Source organism: Chryseobacterium amylolyticum (assembly GCF_051011775.1).
Taxonomy (GTDB): domain Bacteria; phylum Bacteroidota; class Bacteroidia; order Flavobacteriales; family Weeksellaceae; genus Chryseobacterium.
On record NZ_JBPCHX010000001.1, the window covers coordinates 592,912 to 611,085 of the forward strand.

The 18,174-nt window shown below is 38.7% G+C and carries 17 protein-coding genes; 2 read left to right on the forward strand and 15 right to left on the reverse strand.

Annotated features, from left to right (window positions below; all coding sequences use genetic code 11):
- Positions 1 to 26: 26 nt before the first annotated feature.
- The 15 genes from ACR1PO_RS02670 to ACR1PO_RS02740 form a co-directional block, all read right to left on the reverse strand.
- A complete protein-coding gene (locus ACR1PO_RS02670; protein WP_433985720.1) occupies positions 27 to 380 on the reverse strand; it encodes a hypothetical protein in 354 nt (117 codons plus the stop codon).
- A 2-nt stretch (positions 381 to 382) separates the two neighbouring features.
- Positions 383 to 997: a conjugative transposon protein TraK gene (gene traK / locus ACR1PO_RS02675; protein ID WP_433985721.1), complete on the reverse strand. Its 615-nt coding sequence runs from the start codon at positions 995 to 997 to the stop codon at positions 383 to 385.
- Positions 998 to 1,000: 3 nt separating this feature from the next.
- Positions 1,001 to 2,245: a TraJ family protein gene (locus ACR1PO_RS02680; protein WP_433985722.1), complete on the reverse strand. Its 1,245-nt coding sequence runs from the start codon at positions 2,243 to 2,245 to the stop codon at positions 1,001 to 1,003.
- A 2-nt stretch (positions 2,246 to 2,247) separates the two neighbouring features.
- A complete protein-coding gene (locus ACR1PO_RS02685) occupies positions 2,248 to 3,078 on the reverse strand; it encodes a hypothetical protein (protein WP_433985723.1) in 831 nt (276 codons plus the stop codon).
- Positions 3,079 to 3,083: 5 nt separating this feature from the next.
- A complete protein-coding gene (locus tag ACR1PO_RS02690; RefSeq protein WP_433985724.1) occupies positions 3,084 to 3,749 on the reverse strand; it encodes a hypothetical protein in 666 nt (221 codons plus the stop codon).
- 2 nt (positions 3,750 to 3,751) lie between these two features.
- A complete protein-coding gene (locus tag ACR1PO_RS02695; protein WP_433985725.1) occupies positions 3,752 to 4,438 on the reverse strand; it encodes a hypothetical protein in 687 nt (228 codons plus the stop codon).
- A 10-nt stretch (positions 4,439 to 4,448) separates the two neighbouring features.
- On the reverse strand, positions 4,449 to 5,102 hold the full coding sequence (locus tag ACR1PO_RS02700; RefSeq protein WP_433985726.1) for a hypothetical protein: 654 nt from the start codon (positions 5,100 to 5,102) through the stop codon (positions 4,449 to 4,451).
- Positions 5,089 to 8,166 (reverse strand): TraG family conjugative transposon ATPase, encoded by a 3,078-nt coding sequence (locus ACR1PO_RS02705; protein WP_433985727.1) that lies wholly within the window; start codon positions 8,164 to 8,166, stop codon positions 5,089 to 5,091. The genes ACR1PO_RS02700 and ACR1PO_RS02705 overlap by 14 nt, the downstream gene beginning before the upstream one ends.
- Positions 8,138 to 8,452, reverse strand: a complete 315-nt coding sequence (locus tag ACR1PO_RS02710) for a DUF4133 domain-containing protein (RefSeq protein WP_433985728.1) — start codon at positions 8,450 to 8,452, stop codon at positions 8,138 to 8,140. The genes ACR1PO_RS02705 and ACR1PO_RS02710 overlap by 29 nt, the downstream gene beginning before the upstream one ends.
- 3 nt (positions 8,453 to 8,455) lie before the next feature.
- Positions 8,456 to 8,776, reverse strand: a complete 321-nt coding sequence (locus ACR1PO_RS02715) for a DUF4134 domain-containing protein (RefSeq protein ID WP_343658798.1) — start codon at positions 8,774 to 8,776, stop codon at positions 8,456 to 8,458.
- A gap of 115 nt (positions 8,777 to 8,891) precedes the next feature.
- Entirely contained in the window at positions 8,892 to 9,473 is a 582-nt protein-coding gene (locus tag ACR1PO_RS02720; RefSeq protein ID WP_343658799.1) for a hypothetical protein, read from the reverse strand.
- A 20-nt stretch (positions 9,474 to 9,493) separates the two neighbouring features.
- A complete protein-coding gene (locus ACR1PO_RS02725; RefSeq protein ID WP_433985729.1) occupies positions 9,494 to 10,144 on the reverse strand; it encodes a ParA family protein in 651 nt (216 codons plus the stop codon).
- A 14-nt stretch (positions 10,145 to 10,158) separates the two neighbouring features.
- Positions 10,159 to 11,598 (reverse strand): relaxase/mobilization nuclease domain-containing protein, encoded by a 1,440-nt coding sequence (locus tag ACR1PO_RS02730; RefSeq protein WP_433985730.1) that lies wholly within the window; start codon positions 11,596 to 11,598, stop codon positions 10,159 to 10,161.
- An 11-nt stretch (positions 11,599 to 11,609) separates the two neighbouring features.
- Positions 11,610 to 11,975, reverse strand: coding sequence for a hypothetical protein (locus ACR1PO_RS02735; RefSeq protein ID WP_433985731.1), 366 nt, complete (start codon positions 11,973 to 11,975; stop codon positions 11,610 to 11,612).
- Complete coding sequence (locus tag ACR1PO_RS02740) at positions 11,972 to 13,063, reverse strand: phage tail-like protein (protein WP_433985732.1); 1,092 nt, start codon at positions 13,061 to 13,063, stop codon at positions 11,972 to 11,974. The genes ACR1PO_RS02735 and ACR1PO_RS02740 overlap by 4 nt, the downstream gene beginning before the upstream one ends.
- A gap of 885 nt (positions 13,064 to 13,948) precedes the next feature.
- Here ACR1PO_RS02740 and ACR1PO_RS02745 point away from each other — a divergent pair.
- Together ACR1PO_RS02745 and ACR1PO_RS02750 are read left to right on the forward strand one after the other, a co-directional pair.
- Complete coding sequence (locus ACR1PO_RS02745; protein WP_433985733.1) at positions 13,949 to 14,791, forward strand: Hachiman antiphage defense system protein HamA; 843 nt, start codon at positions 13,949 to 13,951, stop codon at positions 14,789 to 14,791.
- Positions 14,788 to 18,165, forward strand: a complete 3,378-nt coding sequence (locus ACR1PO_RS02750; protein ID WP_433985734.1) for a DEAD/DEAH box helicase — start codon at positions 14,788 to 14,790, stop codon at positions 18,163 to 18,165. Before ACR1PO_RS02745 ends, ACR1PO_RS02750 begins: the two co-directional genes overlap by 4 nt.
- Positions 18,166 to 18,174: the final 9 nt, after the last annotated feature.

An 18,174-nucleotide genomic window follows, 5' to 3' on the forward strand; every position in this document is an offset into this window, starting at 1 on the left:
GTTTGATTTTTATAACATCCCCGGTATTACCGGTTATTTTTGAATTGCTGGTACCGGTTAAAGAGAAACTCTATTCTCAGGCTGTCTTCTTTTTGTAAAGCATTCCGATCTCTTTTGTCTTTCAGCAATTTCAGCTCATTAACGATCTTTTCCATCTCCTTATCCTGAACAGAAGCTATATTATGGCCGATCCCACTATTGGAATGAAGAACAGGCGGTTTAATGGTAAAGGTCTTTTCAGAAGGAAAAAAGATTCCCTGTACCAACGATACTATAAATGATACCGAAAGAAAGATCATCGAACAGATAAAGAACCTTTTCGGATTTTTAGCCACACGGCTCAGCCATTTCTGTCCGTTCAGTTTTATAAAAGCATTCATTGTTAATACGAGTTTTTGGTTTGATTGGAAAGTTCATCGTTATCGATGATGCGCCAGTTCTTCAACAGCACACCATGTGGATTATTGGTGCTTCGGATAATGTCCTCGAAGAATCCTTCAGTAATCAGCTTTCGGGTGATGACCGATGATTTCCTCGTGATCATCTGCTTTCCGAAGAATTGAAATTTATTTCGATCCATATTGAGCGTGATTGAATCAGCATGGATGCTGACCATTGAGCTGGAAGCAACGATCTGGTTATAAAATCCTTTTTCCCGGAGATTGGTGTATTCCTTTTTCCCGCTGTCGTCAATCAGATAGAGTGACTTCTGAATATTCTCCTTGATATAAGCATCGTCCGGAGCCAGTGTGAAAAAAAGGCGGTGAAACAGTTCAATCTGGGCTTTGTATTCTACCGGGCGGTTCAAAAGGACATCAGTCTGCTTAGTCAACACCGGAACGCCATTATCGAGAATGTAAATGGATCTTCGAGAATCCTGGATTATCTGATAGGAAAAGAAAAATCCGGCAATAACGATGAATACGGCAAAACCAATGGCAGATAGAGAAACGATCTTATTGATTCTAATTCGCTGTTCTATATTTTTTATCAGCATATTTTATGTCTTTTTGTTATTCATTGCACTGTTAACCCTACCTGAAGCGGAACCTGCTGCGGCTGATTTGGCAGCTGACGCCGCTGCAGCAGCTCCGCCTGTTTTCACAGTCAGTACGGCTGTTTTCGCACTGCTTGCCACTTTTCCGGCGGCTTGTTTCATTTTCGTCATAGCACCGGCCCCGCCTGCTGAAACAATACTGTCTGCTATTGTTGGAGTCATCAGAACACCAATACCGGTTACTATATATGCAACACAGGTAAAAAGTCCATTATAGATCATTCCTGAATTACTAACATAGACCATTAAGGCATCAAGGTTGGTAACAGTTCCGTTGGTCAGTAAGGTATCATACCGTTCGATTTCCATCGTGTAGCCTGAGGCGATAAGCTGTTGTCCAATGTTGATGACAGTATAAGCGACAAATGTGTACAGATTAATATTGATGAACTTGGATACCCAGCTGTAAAGCGAGTTTTCAAATCCCGGTACAAGGGCCATTCCAATAGCGATCGGACCTAAAATGATTAGAATGTATGCCCATATTTTCTGGATAAAAAATATCAGGTAAACACAGATCCTCAGAATGGAAAGACAGACAAACTCGATCACTTCAGCAACGAGTTTCTGCATTTGGAACTGCATCCTGATCTGCCATTCCTTGATGGGCTGCAGCAGCTTATCGATCCCGTCGCTGATATCAAACCACGAATCATCTGCATCTTTTGAAGTATTGTTAATCACTTCCTGCTTCGCATCTTCCTCAGCATTAAGCTTAATGACGGCATCCAACAATTGCTGTTGTTTTTTGAATCGCTGAACCCGCAGATCATTGACCTCAGATTCTATATCGCTGAAAATCGCAATGCCGGGTTCCGCAATAGCTTCAAAGGGTGCCTGTATAAGATTGACAAACCCCGTCCAATACACCAAAGTAAAGCCAATCAAAATCGGCTTAAGCATCGGGGTGATTTCCCATTCCCGGTCTCCGGCGGCCATCTGCCAGCCCATATAACCGAGATACGTCAATGCACCCAAACCTCCAATCGCTCGTCCTACTAGTGCGGAACCTTGAGCGCTGTCCTGAATACTGGTGTCCAGCTTGGTAAACACCTCCATAAACCACTTTTCGAAAGCGCCGTCACCCTTTAGAAACTGAAGCAGATTGCTGTAATCGCCATCGGTCTGTGCAAAGGTGATGACCGGTAGTAATATTGCCAAAAGGCAAAGCGTTAGTTTTTTATTCATCTCTAATATTTGTGTTTATATTGCTGCATCACGTTTTGAACAATTCCTTTGTCTGAGTTAGGTGTCCATTGTGTAGGCAATGCAGTTGTTAAATGATTGTTCAGAATGTTTTTATAATCCAGAAGCAGCGTTGTCCTGTTATTGTACTTTCTGAGTTCCTGCACAAATATCCGCCACCGAATCAGCGTTTCGTGGTACATAATGAAGCGTTTCCCTCTCGGCATATCCATTGTCCGGGACAAAGTGTATTTCTCTTTTATAAGATCAAGTTCTTCCTGAAGCCGTTTTAATGTTCCCGTACTATTAAGCGTTTCGAAGGTCTGCTGGTCTTTCAGTCGCCATTCCATAAAATTCTGTGGGTTGTCCGGAAATTCCGTTATCGGTTTGAGCATTCGTTTGTAGTACAGTAACCATAGCGGGTCCGCATCGACTGTAGCAGAAGTCCAGTGTGCAAGGTCCTGCACGCTTCTTTTATAGATCGTATCGGATGCAGCCTTGATCTTCTTAACTTCCTCTTCCTGGAATTTCAGCTGTGCGAACCGCAGATTTTGTTCTCCTGTAGATTTTAATGGACGGATATCGTCACCGTCCTTATAGTCCCTGTTGATCTTGGGTGCCCACATTCCCCAAACCGTTGCATAGGCAAAATTGGTCTGGATACCCAGGAAATATTTGGGGTATGGCCGCCAGTCTCCCCAGCTCTCAAAGGTCATACGTTTATGTTGGGCAACAATTGCTGGATCATTCAGTCTTTTGACACTTATTTGTGCTGATGCCGCTACGGCAACACATAGAAAAACCAAGAATGGCCCTTTTTTCAATACTATTTCCATAACTATTAATTGAAGATGTATTTGTATTTAATCATAATATCGCCAACGATAGCTCTGTCAATATTGACGTAATTCCTCAGAACCGGTACCTGGTACACATACGGTATTTTCCTCGCGTTTTCAAGTCTCATAATTATGTAGAGGATGTTCCCCTGGATGTTCCTCACCCGGGTAAAAACCTTTTCAATCAGCATCTCGCGATCCATCGCATCCATCAGAAAATCCTTATCCTCGTTCAGAATATCCTGCGTAACCTCCTGCTGGAGCTTTATGACCTGTTTTCCGATTTCAACATAATATTTGGAGACCAGGGAGGCGTATTCAGGATGCTGCACAGAAAGATCCAGCATCTTGTTAGAATTGCTGACGATCTTTCCCAGATATTGATACAGATAGATCAGCTTTTTGCTTTGGCTAAGTGCGGAATTGACATTCTTCAGCTGCTGGTAGATATACTCCTGAATGGCGATCACCTGCATTGTTTTATTGTTGATCTCGTCGTAAAGTTCTTTCTGCTTTTTGTAAGAATCCAGGAATGCCTGCTCGCTGGCCAGACGTACCCCGTGATTAACCGTGATCTGTGAGAGCAGTTTATCGTTGATTACGATCTGCTGGCTTGTAGCAGGAGTTACACCAAATAGGAATGTTCCAAAGATTATTATTTTCTTCATCGCTAAAAGGATTTAATCTGATTCATAATGTTTTCCACCACCTGGCGGTCCCTGTTGACATAATACTGGAAGGCTCGTTTGTTCCGCAGTACCTTGGCTTTGATATCCCGTATTTTTAGAAGCATATGGGTTGAATTTCTACTGAGCGACTTAACCTCGCGCAATGCATAATCCAGTAATACCTTGCGTTCCGATTGTTCCATCTGGTTGATTGCACCGTAAGACAAAATAATTCCGGTGAGTAGCCGTAAGGTCATTTGCAGGTCATCCACAAACTGTACTTGTGCCGGAAGAACAGTAATGATGGAATAAGGCGCTGTATTAATTTCATTGATAATGGCAGTTTGATTATCCGTTATTTTGGTTATTTCCCTGCTCATTGCTATGCCTGCAGGTATTGCCTGGATTGCAAATGAGACAACACGCAGCCTGTCCTGGATCTTGGTCACCTTGTCTTTGAAATTCTTCCATTGGGACTCATTGGCCGTTTCCACAGAGGCATTGAGCGTTTGCTTTTGCCGCATCTCTTTTTGCCGGTCGTGTTCTTTCAAGGTAGCATTGATCTCAATATCCATCATTGGGAAAGAAACATTTTCCTGTTGCCAGGCCGGTGTAGAACTACCGCCGGATGAAGTCAGCAGGAAATAGGCTGCCACAACGAAGAGAAAAGTGATCAGTTTCTTTTTCATCACTTTTGATTTAAAAATTTCTTTTATAGCGGTTCATAATGTCATTCACAATGGCCTTATCGGTATTAATGTACCCTGCAAAAGGATTGATGGAATTCCAGAATCCCAGCCTGTTGGCTTTCTCCAGTCTCAGCTTGATGGCCAGAAGCCAGAGCTTGAGGCTTTTCACATTTCCCGAAATGTTATGCAGGATCTTGTAACGATCTCCTGCTGTTGCCAGGTTTAATTCTCCAGATGTCAGGATATCCGTAACATCCGTCACGATCTTCAGGCTTTGCTCATACATTTTCTGCGAAGCCCTAGTACCGAAAATCGCATAATGCGGATGCTGTGATGCCAGCTGCACCACCTGTGAGGAATACATGTAGCACTTATTCAGTTCGGAATAGATCTCCTGTACCTGGATTCCATTCTGTAAGGTTCCCGAAACCTCCTTCAATCCTTTCAATATCTTATTTTGAATATCATTGGCAGCGACCATCTGGGTTCCCACCCAAGTCTGCGCATCCTTCAGTTTGGACGTTTCATCAATAACCTCGTTCTGTTTAGCTTTCAGATTTTCCGAATAGAGGATCATCGCAGCGGTTACTGTCGGGTCGATGTAGGTGTTCTGAGCAGACAGCAGTCCGCAGAATCCTACAAATAATAGGCTAAGCTTTTTCATACTGATATTCGTTATTATTGATTAATTCAGGGAAATTGATGTTTCGCTCTTCCATTTCCTGGGTGATAACCTTGAATATATTTTTCACGGGATAATTGCTCCTCATCTTTTGGTAGTAAGAAACCACCTTCTGATCCAGAGGAAGCTGGTAGAGATTTACCAAGGACACCAGATTCTCAAGACTGTCACCAAAAGCCTTTAAGTCCGAGACGATCTTTACCAAAGCCTCGTCATAATTGCCGTACTTCTTAACATAGTATTCAACGGCCGATTTCTCAGGCTTTTCTGTGGTGTAAGTCAGGTATTGTTCAAGAGAGACTTCATTACCATATACCTCACCCTTGGAACCTCTCTTCAGATAAAATTCTTTGAACCTGCTTCGGCCGGATTTATTGCTGAGATTATTGATCGTGAAGATCTTGTTTTGTTCTACTTTATTCAGCGATAACAGCGCGGCTATCCGGTCAAAGTTGTCCTTGAATTTCGTCTGGTCCAGCAGGATAAAGGTGTCGGAATTGTTGATGATAGAATCCTTGACCACAGCATTGCCAATGATATCATCGAGCTCCTGTGTTACAACCACCGCTTCACCCCAGAATTTTCGAACGGTTTTGTAGAGGTACAAAATGTAACCTCCCATCAGCTTACTCGCAATCGCTTTCCAGGCTTCTTCAATGATAAGGGCTTTTCGTCGGTCTTTTCTGAGCCTCATCTTCTGAATGAATGTGTCCATAATGATCAGCGTTACAATCGGAAAGAGTTTCGGATTGTCCTTTACATTGTCGATCTCGAAGACAATGAAGGATTCATCGAACAGCGTATTATCAGCAGATTCATTCAGCGTGGTTGCATATCTTCCGCCTTTGTAAAAATCCCTCAGTACAAATAAAAATGTCCGGAGATTGAACTCTCTTTCCGTAATGCTGTGCTTTTTGTTGTTCAGATAAAGCGGCAGGAATTTGTCGCAGTAATCATAAAATCCGTTGAATGAAAGCTCTTTGGCTTCCAACTTTTCTTCCAGTTCCTTGATCTTTTTGATAATGGCCTTTCGGAAACTTTGATTCCAGTCTTCTGTGGATCCCGGACGTTCTATGATGTCTTTTGACTTAATAAGAATCAGCTGCGTTTCATTATAGATCTTTCTCCGCTGCTCATCGCTCAGGGTTTCATAGGCTTCATACACTTTATAGAACCTTTCGCTGTCGTAATCGGGATTATTCAGATTTTTATCAGGATGGTACGATTTCAACAGTTTTCGTCCTGTCTCTTTGATCTGATCTGCAGATGCATCGAAGGGAAGTCCCAAAATATCGTAATAGCTATTTTCGAAACCGCCTCCGGTTGCTGATCTATCAGTAACAATATCTTCTTCATGAATATTATATTTTGCAAGGTAAAGGATCAGTTCTTCTGACGTTTTATTGTCAAACCAATCGGTTCCTGAATTGAAATATTGATGGTAATAGGACATCAGCACATTATCGAGGATTGATTTTTGTGCAGAAGACACCGTTGCATCCGGTCCCTGCCAGATCAGGAAGATCAGATTGGTCAGAAACTCTATTTTCTCGATATTAAACTCTTTTTTATCCATCAGAAAAGGATTCATCGTAATTGGTTTTTCTTCGGTGTACTGGATGTATCTTCCGCCTTTATATTTGCAGGTTCCCGAATAGGAATCACCGGTATCCACTATCACCACATCATAATTGTAGGTCAGATACTGCTCGATAATGTTGTTCATCAGGAATGACTTTCCTGAACCTGAGGGTCCAAGTACAAATTTGTTCCGGTTGTTGATCCGTCCGGTTTTCATCGGAAGGTCAGCAGGGTCAACCTTTAAGGGTACTCCCTGCCGGTCCGTGAATCTTAGGTAGAAATTGGATTCTTCATTCACGGGATAGCTTTCTTTAAAAAAAAAACACAAGGCCGCTTCGCTTGTCGTCATAAAAAGATCATACTCCCTGAGTTCTGTTGCATTGCCAGGAATGGCTGCCCGGAATAGCTCCAGCTGATTGTAGGCATTCTTGGAAACGATGATCCCTTTGGTAAACAGCTTATTCTCAATCTGGGACTGTATCCCTTCCATTTCTTCCAGCGTGTTTGCTGAAAACAGCAGCGAAAAATGGGCATTGACCACCAGCTGGCCATCAATAGCGATATTATGAAGCAAGGTTTGGATCTCATCTGCGATGATGGCATTGGATGGTGAATTGTTGGCAGCACCCTCGTGTTTTTTCTTCTTTTTATCGAGTTCCCGTTGCTGCTGCGCCTGCAACGGAATGGTAATGACCTGGTTATAAACAATAGTTTCGTAGTCTTCCAGTTCATTGATGAAGGTAAAATTATCAACCGCTGTTTCCGAAGCGGCTCCATTTCCGCCAAGTATTGAATAGGGTTCTATTTCTGAGGGCAGATCGATATTTTCGACATCGACATAAGCGATACTCTTGACATACCGATTGCCAACTTTTAGATATTCACTGGTACTTTTGATATTGTCAAATAACGGCACTTCTGAAAACTGCATTGACAAAACGCCTGAGATGTAAAATTCAAAATCTTTTTCAAAGAGAAATTCCGGTTCACAACCACTCTGATTCAACAACATAAACACCTTCTGGGACTTATCACGAAGCTCCTTAAAACTCTTTTCGGAAAAGCTGTAATGCTTGCTTTTCTTTTTCAGCTTGTCATCCACGATGTCTGTAAAGAGCAAAACAGTCTCAATAGTTTTAAACAATCTTCCGTCAAAATGCTCTGAATATTTTTGCTGCAGGAATTGAGGCGATGGCTCGGCGGTGTATTTCTTCTTCGTGAATATATCCAGTTTTTGAATGATCCTTCCCTCTCCTATTATCGACACGACCTGATTAAGTACCGTATGGAAGTTTAGGTAGTTATCCGGATCAGCAGAATACTGCTCAACGATGTTTTTGATCCTGATTCCGATAATGGGATTGCCGTACTGTCCAAACAGCACATCAAAATCCCAACTGAAATCCTTTCCGTAATCGTAACCGATAAACGGAATATCAAATGCGTGTTTTTTTGCTGTTGCCATTTTTTAAAATTTTGTTGTTGTTCAACCTTTTTGGAAAAATGAAGATCTGATTGAAGTTTTTGGTCTTGTCGTAGAGTCCATATTTGTCCTGTCTTCTGAATATCAGGTAAACGCCTCCTGCCGTTGCTGCCAATCCCACCAACGAACCGAGCAATCCGAATTTGGATAATATCAATGCGGCCACAACACCTGCGCCGATCACGCCTACTGCATAGATGATGTACTTTCCTTTGAGCCCGAAGAATACAAGAGGCTTTTTCAATCCTTTGTATAAATAGAAACCCATAACTTAGGCAAAGAATGAGGTTACAAATTCCGGAACAACGATTAAAAAGATCATCGCTCCGCCATACCCCAGGATTTCCTTGTTGACATCCTGATCACCGTTGGTCCATTTGTTATATACTCGAAGTCCGCCGATGAATCCAACTAGTCCTCCGACAGCTTTTAAGATCAACTTAATCGGATCCCAATAGTCTTTAATGTCATTGGCTGCATTGGAGATGGCAGTAGCACCACCCTGTGCCAGCATAGGCGTGACCGCCATAAGAAGCAGTGCCGCTGTAAATAATTTTTTCGTCGTTGGGTAACGTTTACATTTGTGTTTCATAATAGGTAAGATTTATATTTGAACTGTGTTTTTTTGTTCAGAAAAAGTCATAGAAGGTGTGCTATCCGGCTCTACTGAGCGGATCATCTGAAGATTTAAAAGTTTAGGTTTTCTTTTAGATCATTGAATGGTAAACCTTAAAGCCGTCACGGTCTGAAAGGACCTGGACCTGGGTTTCGGCAAGGCTGAGGAAGTGGTTGAATTGCTGTTTGAGCTTTAAAGCAATATCTTCTTTCTTGTGCTCGGATTGAACACTTTTGTCGTCAGAATTTGGAGTTAAGGACTCTTTTATTTCATCGCTTTGAACAGCTTCCGGCTCAGAAGACTGGTGTTTCGAGGTTTCGTTCGCTGTTGAATATCCACCAATTTCCGGGACCGTTTCAAACGCATCGATGTCCTGCTCGGATTCAAATTTCTTACGCCAGTTTTCTAAATCGTGCGGATCATCCGGTTCTTCGCCATTTGAAGAAAAGAGCTCCTTCGTATTAAATGAATTGGGTGTATTAAGATGTTCAACATCATCGATACTGACTGATTTTATTTCGTTTTTGTTCTGCTCTGTAAATTCAGTCAGGGCATATTCTTCCGCTTCATTTTCTTTTAATGCAGCATCCTTTTTCAGAAAAAGGTCATAGACAATATTTCCTGCATAGTACAGCAGATAAACAGCCAGAATGGTTAGAAATATTTTGATCATTGTAAGTGTTTTTAAAATCGTTATATATTAATTTCAAGCATTTGATTAATGTGACCGATCAGTTCATTGAAAGGATTTTTGACCGCATATTTCTGCTCGTAGGTCAGTTTCCTTGTATCAATGGTTTGAAGACAGTTTCTTTTGAATACAGGACTTTTCAGCAGAATTCCGTATTTACTGATCTCAGCATCCATTCCTTCCTGGTTTTGATATTTATACCCCTTATCGTATTTAGACCTAATGAATATTCGCTCTGCCTGGCTTTCCAGCAATCCCAGAAAATTGATGAAAACCAGCGTTGATTTTGCGGAAACATTAGAATACTCAAAAGGGATCACGATAAAATCACTGTAAATCAGCAGATCACTATACCTGGCATCCAGCGTTCCGGCAAGGTCAAAAACATTGACCTCTTCACTTTCTTTCATTTCGATCAGATGTTCAAAATCAGAGAAAGGCTGCTCATTGTCCTCATCAATGATCTTGACCTCATATAGTTTCGGCAGTTCTGATTCTTCATCTTCGATCCATTTTTGATAAAAGGATTTCTGAAAATCAAAATCGAACACATTGACCTTCCTTTCAGATATTCCCGAAATATAATTGGCAAAAGCAATGGCAAGCGTGGTTTTGCCCGTTCCTCCTTTTTGTGTTCCAAAGGTGATAATCATTTTTGTTACCGGTTTTATCTTTTTTTTCGTCGCTTTTTCAATTCGTTCTCAGATGGGTCTTTTGCTGTACCGGAAGACCTCATCCATTTAAACAGCATTTCGTTAACTGCTTGCTTCAAATCGTTTCCGGTATTGTTTTCCAATAGCTTTTCATTTTTCATTTCCGGATTTAGAAACTGCTGATATTGCTTTTCTCCGATCAATGGTTGCAGCTCTCCAACGAAGTGAAGCCTGGAATGGATCGCGTAATATTTTCCTTCCTCGGATTTTACAAGGCTTACATCATCTCCACCTTGACTTTTGAGATATTCCTTTACATCATTTCTGATGGCATTGAATACTTCCCTGTTCTTCATCTTTTTATTCTCAAACAACATAAAATCCTTCAGCTCATTTTCCGGATATCGTTCTTTAAGATATTGTAGCATCACCATCCTGGTTTCCGCATTGTGAATGCCATAGTCTTTCAACTGCTCAAAAAACCTTTTATCCATCATGGTTGATGTGAATTCAAACAATTCTCCCATCTTCATGATCTCACTGCCTTTATGAACTGTTGCGGTCTTGTGATCGATCAACGTGTAGCCGAAAGGCATTTTATCATCCTTATGATGAAACACGATATCGATACCGAAAGAATCTCTCAATTTTTTCTGAAGTTCGCTTTCAAATTCAATCTCTGGTTTCCAATGGTCTTTATGCTTTTCTTCAGGGAGCATCGCCTCCTGTTTTCTGTAATCATCCACTCTGAAAACTTTGTTGGCATAAATCTGCCTGTATTTTGAAAAAATGGCTCTGATCTGCTTAATTCGTTTCTCACTGTCTTTATTGCTAAAAACAATCTGATTCGCTAATAGCCTTCGCCGGACAATGCCGTTTTTTAAAATGGTAATGGATTTTCCATCATTTGTGTTTTCGGTAAGTTGGTAACCATTTCTGTTAAGCAAAGTTTTCAGCTGCTGAAAAGAGCCAATTTTGTAATTTAAAAGTTGATTTAACTTTTCCTCTTCATTTATTCCGTAACGTTTTTCCATCACCTGGGCCATAGCTTTTTGGGCTTTTAGCTTTTCGTAGCTGTCATAGATCTTTTTTCCGGTTTGTTTATTGACCCTTGTGGAAACTATATGGATATGATTATTCTCAGTATCCTTGTGAAAAATTACAATGTAGGGCTGTTGTCCGTATCCCATTTGCCCCATAAAGTCTGCGCTGATTATTGTAAGTTCTTCCTTGCTGTGCTCCTGGAATTTGGTAGAGATCACTGCGTGGAATTGTGGCTTTTGTATCTTATTGCTTTTGGATATCGCTTTCAGATAATTCTTGACTTGCTGCTTATTGCTATTTTCATTAATGAATGGCGGAAAATTCTTCATCAGCATCAGCTCTCCCTTTCCCTTCTCGATCTTCTTATCGTTGTACTCAACTCCGGGAAAGTTTGATCCCGCAGGTTTCATTAACTTGACGATCATTTTGAAAGCAGTCGACAGATGTTTTCAAATATTATATTTTGCCTAATTTTCAGTTTTGCTATTTCTGTGAGCTGTGCGGAAAATACTTCTAATTGACTTTCCGAGATGAACTTCTGTCCGTTAACCACTCTTGCCAACTGATTGACATTGGTTTCGATTTTTACAAAGATATTATCCTGCTTTTCAATGAACTCAAGAACTTTTCTTCTTTCATCATCCATTATCCGGCGTTCAACACAATCGATAATCAGACTGGTCAGAGAAATATTTTTTTCTTTGCACAATTCCTTCCAGTTTTCCTTTCGCTCCTTTTTGATTCTGAAAACAACCACAGAAGATTCTGTACTATCATCTTTATTCATGGCACACTCCAACTGGCAATTCCATTGACGCTTTTTAAAATATATGTTCCTGTCGAAGGAGGTGCCGGAATTATTTCTGATGCGAAACCAAATGAACCATCAGCTTTTGCCACAACTTTTTTTGTATATGATGCGTCGCCGTCTGCGTTTGGCATCTGGGAAGGTGTAACGCTTAATTTACCATTAATATTTAACCACCTTTCGGAAAAATCCCCCGAGATAAGGGCAAACTTGTAGTCGGTATAATTGGTTGTGATACTATCCCAAAAAGCGTTTGCATTTGTGTTAACCGGTGTCGAATGAATGGCCAGCTTATTACTGACACTTCTGTCTCCGACGGCAGGACTTCCAGCACCAACGCCAATAAAAATATTATTAGAGCCTGTCCGGTTTCCGGTTCCCGAAAGGTAACCGATTGATATATTGTCATTGCCTGACGTGATATATGACATGGCGCCTGGGCCTATACCGATATTCCTGTTACCGGATATAGTTCCGTTAGCAATACCGTTTAATGCCGAAACACCCATTCCGTAATTTAACTTACCGGTCACCTTTCCCTGTGACATTGCGTAGGCAAATGCTGAATTTCCTTTACCGGAAGTGATGTTGGAATCTGTCGCCACGATGGTATTGTATTCACCTGTGATCGGACTTCTTGATTTTCCCAGGATATAATTTTCTTTCTGGTCAAAATCGAGCTTAAGAAAGTCCTTTACGATAATTTCAACCGTAGAAGTATTGCCTCTAAGTGTAACCATTTCCAAAGAGTCATCCTTAGTCAATGCATTCCATTGCTGACCGTCAAAACAATACAATCCCGATTTCGTTAGTTGAGCTGCCTGTCCTGTTGGGCTGTTTGCAGGCGAGGTGACGTACACAATGGCCCCTTTTTGTGCGGTGGAATATGTCTTTGCAGACAATTCATCGCCGGTAATACGTGGCGGAATGATTCCGTCAAAATGATTCATTTCACCTGGTTTTCCAACCACTTCAAGTGTTGCTTTCGGAAACTGAGTATTAATGCCGACCTGTCCTGAGACCGATATCGACATAAGGCTAAAGAAAAAGTAGACAAGTGTTTTCATCTTTTTTTGATTAAGATTTCTGTTGCAAAGTTGGAACATCAAATCTCTCAAAACAATAGCTTTGAAGGGACTTGGGCTATTTAAAGTCAGTCCGGATTAATCTGAAATCTGTAAAGATTAAAAAAGAATAATTTGGAATATTATACCAGATTTTAGAATAACAAAAGACGAGTTCCGAAATCTTTCCCCCTTTTGCAAAAAGGCAAGATCGTCTTGGATGTCCAACTTGAAAAGTGTATATACAAAGACACATCTTGCTTAATCGTACCACTAATTTTTTTGAACTCTGAAATTAAATTACATTCAGTTGATTATTAACCAGTTGTATCATTTTATTTTTAAAAAAAAGAAAAAGGAAATAAAATGATATTAGTGCTGCTCAATTTTTGAGCAGCAATGATTATACCTGCTCAATTTTTACGCAGTATTAGGAATGACCTGTTTAAAAATGGCGCAATTTTTAAGCACGATATAAGAAAACCTGCTTAATTTTTGCGCAGGGTAAATATTGCCATTCAAATTTAAGCAGACCTAAAAATATGATATGCAATTCGATTCGGGGGAAGCATTGCATGTAGAAGTTTCTTTAGAGTGGAATACTACAGTAATATTCAATTGTCTATTATTATTTAAGAAAATATTATGGTAGTTTATTAAAAAATATGCTTTTAGATTGATACCAACTTAGTATGTTAAAATAAAAATAGTTTTTTTCATATTTCTTAATAGTTCGATGCCCTTTATGCGTCATATTTTTATAAATAAGTGTACTGTTTTATGCTAAAAAGCTAAATATTAGTGCGTTTGTTTAAATTTTTTTTGTTTGGTGTATCATTTAAAATTATTAACTTTATAAATATAACCTAATGACCAATCAATTTATTCATGCTTTCTCAAGACGAAATTTTAGGATCTCATCCTATAGCACCAAGCTTTTTTGAAAAATGGTTTCATAGCGACAACATAAAGCGTACTAAAAATCGTTGTCATAGAGCACTTTCAAGTAAACTTGCATCGGATGATTCCGAGCTTATCTCCTGGCTTGCTGATAAAATAATTGAACATCACTACAGTACTTCTAAATTGAGACGATTAAGGAGAATGTATAAAAACATAGGTTTTCCAGCTTATGCTAAGCAGCATAGACAGATTCCGAATGCAGACCGAACCATGAAAGGAAACGCTACAGAAATAATTTTGATTGAATACATTTTAGGTTGTAATTCAGATCGAAATCTTATAAAATGTTTTAAATTTCATTATAATCCAAACGTCAACCAATCAATGAAAGGTGATGATGCACTGATAATTGATGTAATTAATAGTGAAGTTGGAAAAGAGGAAATAAAGGTTTTCCTTGGAGAAGCCAAATTTAGGAGCAAACCGGATAAGGCGGTGGTTTCCGAACTAAGTAATTCAATAAGTAAAGACAAGTTACCACTATCTTACACTTTTTTATTGGACCGCCTTTACGATAATGATCATACAGTTGATTTAGCAGAGTTTTTGGAGAAATTCATTTTAGACGAAATAAAGTCAAAAGGTAATATGAAATATGCCGGGCTACTACTTAGCAATGACAAAACATCTGATTTTATAGAAAAAAATTATACAAATGATAATCCTGATGCAGTTATAATTTCAGTAGGTATTGATGATCCAAAGTCATTAATTTATAATGCTTTTTATGAAGCCAATGCAATAATCAATAATCCAACTACTATATGAATAATGAACTAATCGCTAGTAAATTAGAAAGATTGGATGCTGATGCTACTATACAAAATTATTTTGCACAGGCCAATGCAAGATATATTTTGCTTAATACAGAGGAAAATAAGGAAAATTACCCACCATATACAATTAATGATGAACAACTCAATTTATTAGCCCTACAATATTTGCATTTAGGGTGTAGCTATGCTGAAAATGAAGCTTTGTCTAACGCTAGTGTTCCTCTAGAAAAGGGTGCTTCATTACTGGAAGTTATTCATGGTGCAAAGACAAATAGAAAAACTGTTAGTGATTACTATGGTCTGGTAGCATCATTAGCATATTATGTAGCATTTGAATATTCCAAAGCATTTATACTGATTAAGAAATTTGAAGCGAATACAATTATAGCTTCAATGTTAGGGCTTTTTTTACAACGTAACTTTGTACAACTTAATGATCTGTTGTATTCTATGCTAATGGATAGCAAATACAGTGATGATAAGGTTGCCGAGAATAGTGAAGAGGAAGGTAATCAAAAAATTTATGAGATTACTATCGCAAAATCTTTAAATGGCTTTATTCAATTCTATACTTCTGGAAATCAACAAGCTTTAGAAAATTCCAGATTTTTACTTAGGAATCTAAAGAAAATTGCAGAACTAGAGGAAGACGCTGGCATATGGTGGATAATAAGATTATTACTCTTAATTTCAAACGGCTTTAATGAAGCTGCAATATGGAATGTGCTTGCTAAATACTTTAATATCGAAAATATTCAAGTTAAAAATTATTTGCGATCGCTTGTTTATTTGCAACCGAGAGGACATTATGAACTATTTATTACCCAGCGTGCGGCGTTAGATCACGTTATAAATAGTGAGTGTGGGTGTGTTGTTAGTATACCAACTAGCAGTGGAAAAACTAGGATTGCAGAAATAGCAATTTTACATTCTATACAATCTAATCCGGATGGAAAAATTTTATACGTTGCTCCATTTAGATCTTTAGCATTTGAAATAGAGAATAGTTTAGAAAAAGTTTTTCAAAGCTCTGGCATAGTGGTATCACACCTTTATGGAGGAAGCTTATTTAGCAAACTTGATGAGTTAAGTATCATGGAAGCTCAGGTAATCATTGCTACTCCTGAAAAAGCGAAAGCTTTGTTCAGGGCAAATAACGATATCATAAATAATGTCACATTGACTATTTTAGATGAAGGCCATCTTCTGGGAGAAGATAAAAGATTAGTAATGAATGAGATTTTCTATGAAGAACTTCGATTTCACATGAAGCAAAATAAAGGTAGATTTCTTTTACTATCTGCCGTTTTACCAAACGCTGAAGATCTTGCACAATGGCTGACTGATAACAATGAAGCCATATTTAAAAATGGTTGGAGGCCTTCAGATGAGCGCTTAGGAATACTAGAATGGCGAAACAATAATGTAAGTTTAAACTGGGAAAGTCAGGATCATGAGAGAAGTTCGTTTAATCCGTATTTTATTACTTCAGAAGAAGTTTCAAGATATAAATATCGTGGTGAAGAACGAATAAGATATTTTCCGAGTGATAAAAATGAAGCAGTGGCAACAACTGCGTACAAATTAAGATCATTTGGTCCGCTACTTATTTTCGTTGGTTTGAAAGATTCTGTTTTTGTGATGGCTGAGGCCTACTTAAAGGCTATGGATGATGGCGGGAATGATTATCAATGGAAAAATAAATCGCTATGGAGAATATTTCAGTTAGCATGTGCTGAAACATATGGTCCTGATAATAAGTGGCTGCAGTATGCAAAAATGGGTATCTTATGTCATAATGCAGCATTACATAGTGATGTTCGCCTTCCATTAGAGCGGATTATGAGAGAGGAGAAACCATTGGTAATTATTTCAACTTCGACCTTAGGTCAAGGTGTAAATCTAGGAGTCTCTACAGTCATTTTTTCAACTCTTTATCAAGCTGGATCTCCAGTCAGGGCTAGAGATTTTTGGAATATTGCGGGAAGAGCTGGACGCGCTTTTGTGGATCATGAAGGTAAGATTTTAGTAGCAATTGATACGAACAACAAAAATCAAAAATCAAGATTAAATTTATTTAATAGTGTTCGAAAAAACTATTTTAATAAAGAAAAAATTGACTACGCTGAAAGCGGAATACTCTCTTTAATAAGTACTTTGAAAACTTATGCAGACAATATTGGTGTAGATTTTAGTCTTCTTATAGAACTGATAACAGAAAATAATATTTCAGCTATTGGCGAAGAGGCAGACGCAATTGATGAAATTCTAGATTGGGTAGATGACACTCTACTTTCATTACTTTTAATTCACAATCCTGAAGGTGATATTAGTATTTCCTGGGTTGAAGATTTCTTCTCAAAATCGTTGGCATATATTCAAATATCCTCCAACAAAAATATATCACATAAAGAATTTCTGGATTTTATTGAGGCAAGAACAATTGGTATTGTAGCAAAAGTGAGTAACAGTAGAAACAAATGGAGGTCGATTGTTGGATCTGGTATTCCTCTTAACAGTGATCTAATCATTGAGGATAATATGGATCAGTTAATTTCGAACGTTGACGAATATTTATTAACTGAAGGCACATTTGAAAATTTATTAGAATTGCTGGAGTCTATTGAAACAACTATTGAAGATTTACCTGTATTAAATGAAAGAGGACAGTATTTAAAATATCCTAACGTTGCTCAAATAAGAAGATTATGGTTAGGCGGGGATGATGCTTATAAAATTTTCCATATAGAGAAAGGAGCTGAAATTGTAACTGATGTTTACTCATTCTCATTGCCATGGATTCTAAATGGAATAGCAAGAAAGTTTAAAAGCAGAGATTTGGATATACAGGCTACAGTATTAGAGGAATTATCTTTATTTGTGGAAGTTGGCTTACCCTCGATCATAAAAGTCAAAATTTACCAAGCGGGTATAAGGTCTAGATCAGCTGCAAATGAATTGGGGGATTTTTGTGTGGATTTTTCTGGTGATGAACCGGTTTCAACAATAAAAAGAACCTTAATTGCCAATATTGATAGTTACTCATTATTTGTTAGCGAGACTACTGAAGAGTGGCTAGAAATGCTTAGAAAGACATCAATGCAAGATCGATTAAAAATAGATCGAGTTTCATCTTTTGAGTTTGGAGATACTCATGAAAAAACCCAAACTTTAATTGCTCAAATTATCGACGGTAAAAAATATCTTATTAGCCCTGACTTTGAATTTGTACATAAAGGATGGGGTAATGTTGATTTCATGCCTGCATTGAATAAATCTGGAGTGGTTTTTAAATATGATGAAAATGATAATTTGTGGTATATGGAAAGTTTAAACCCATACATTGAAATAATTGATAATGATTAAGCGAAGAAA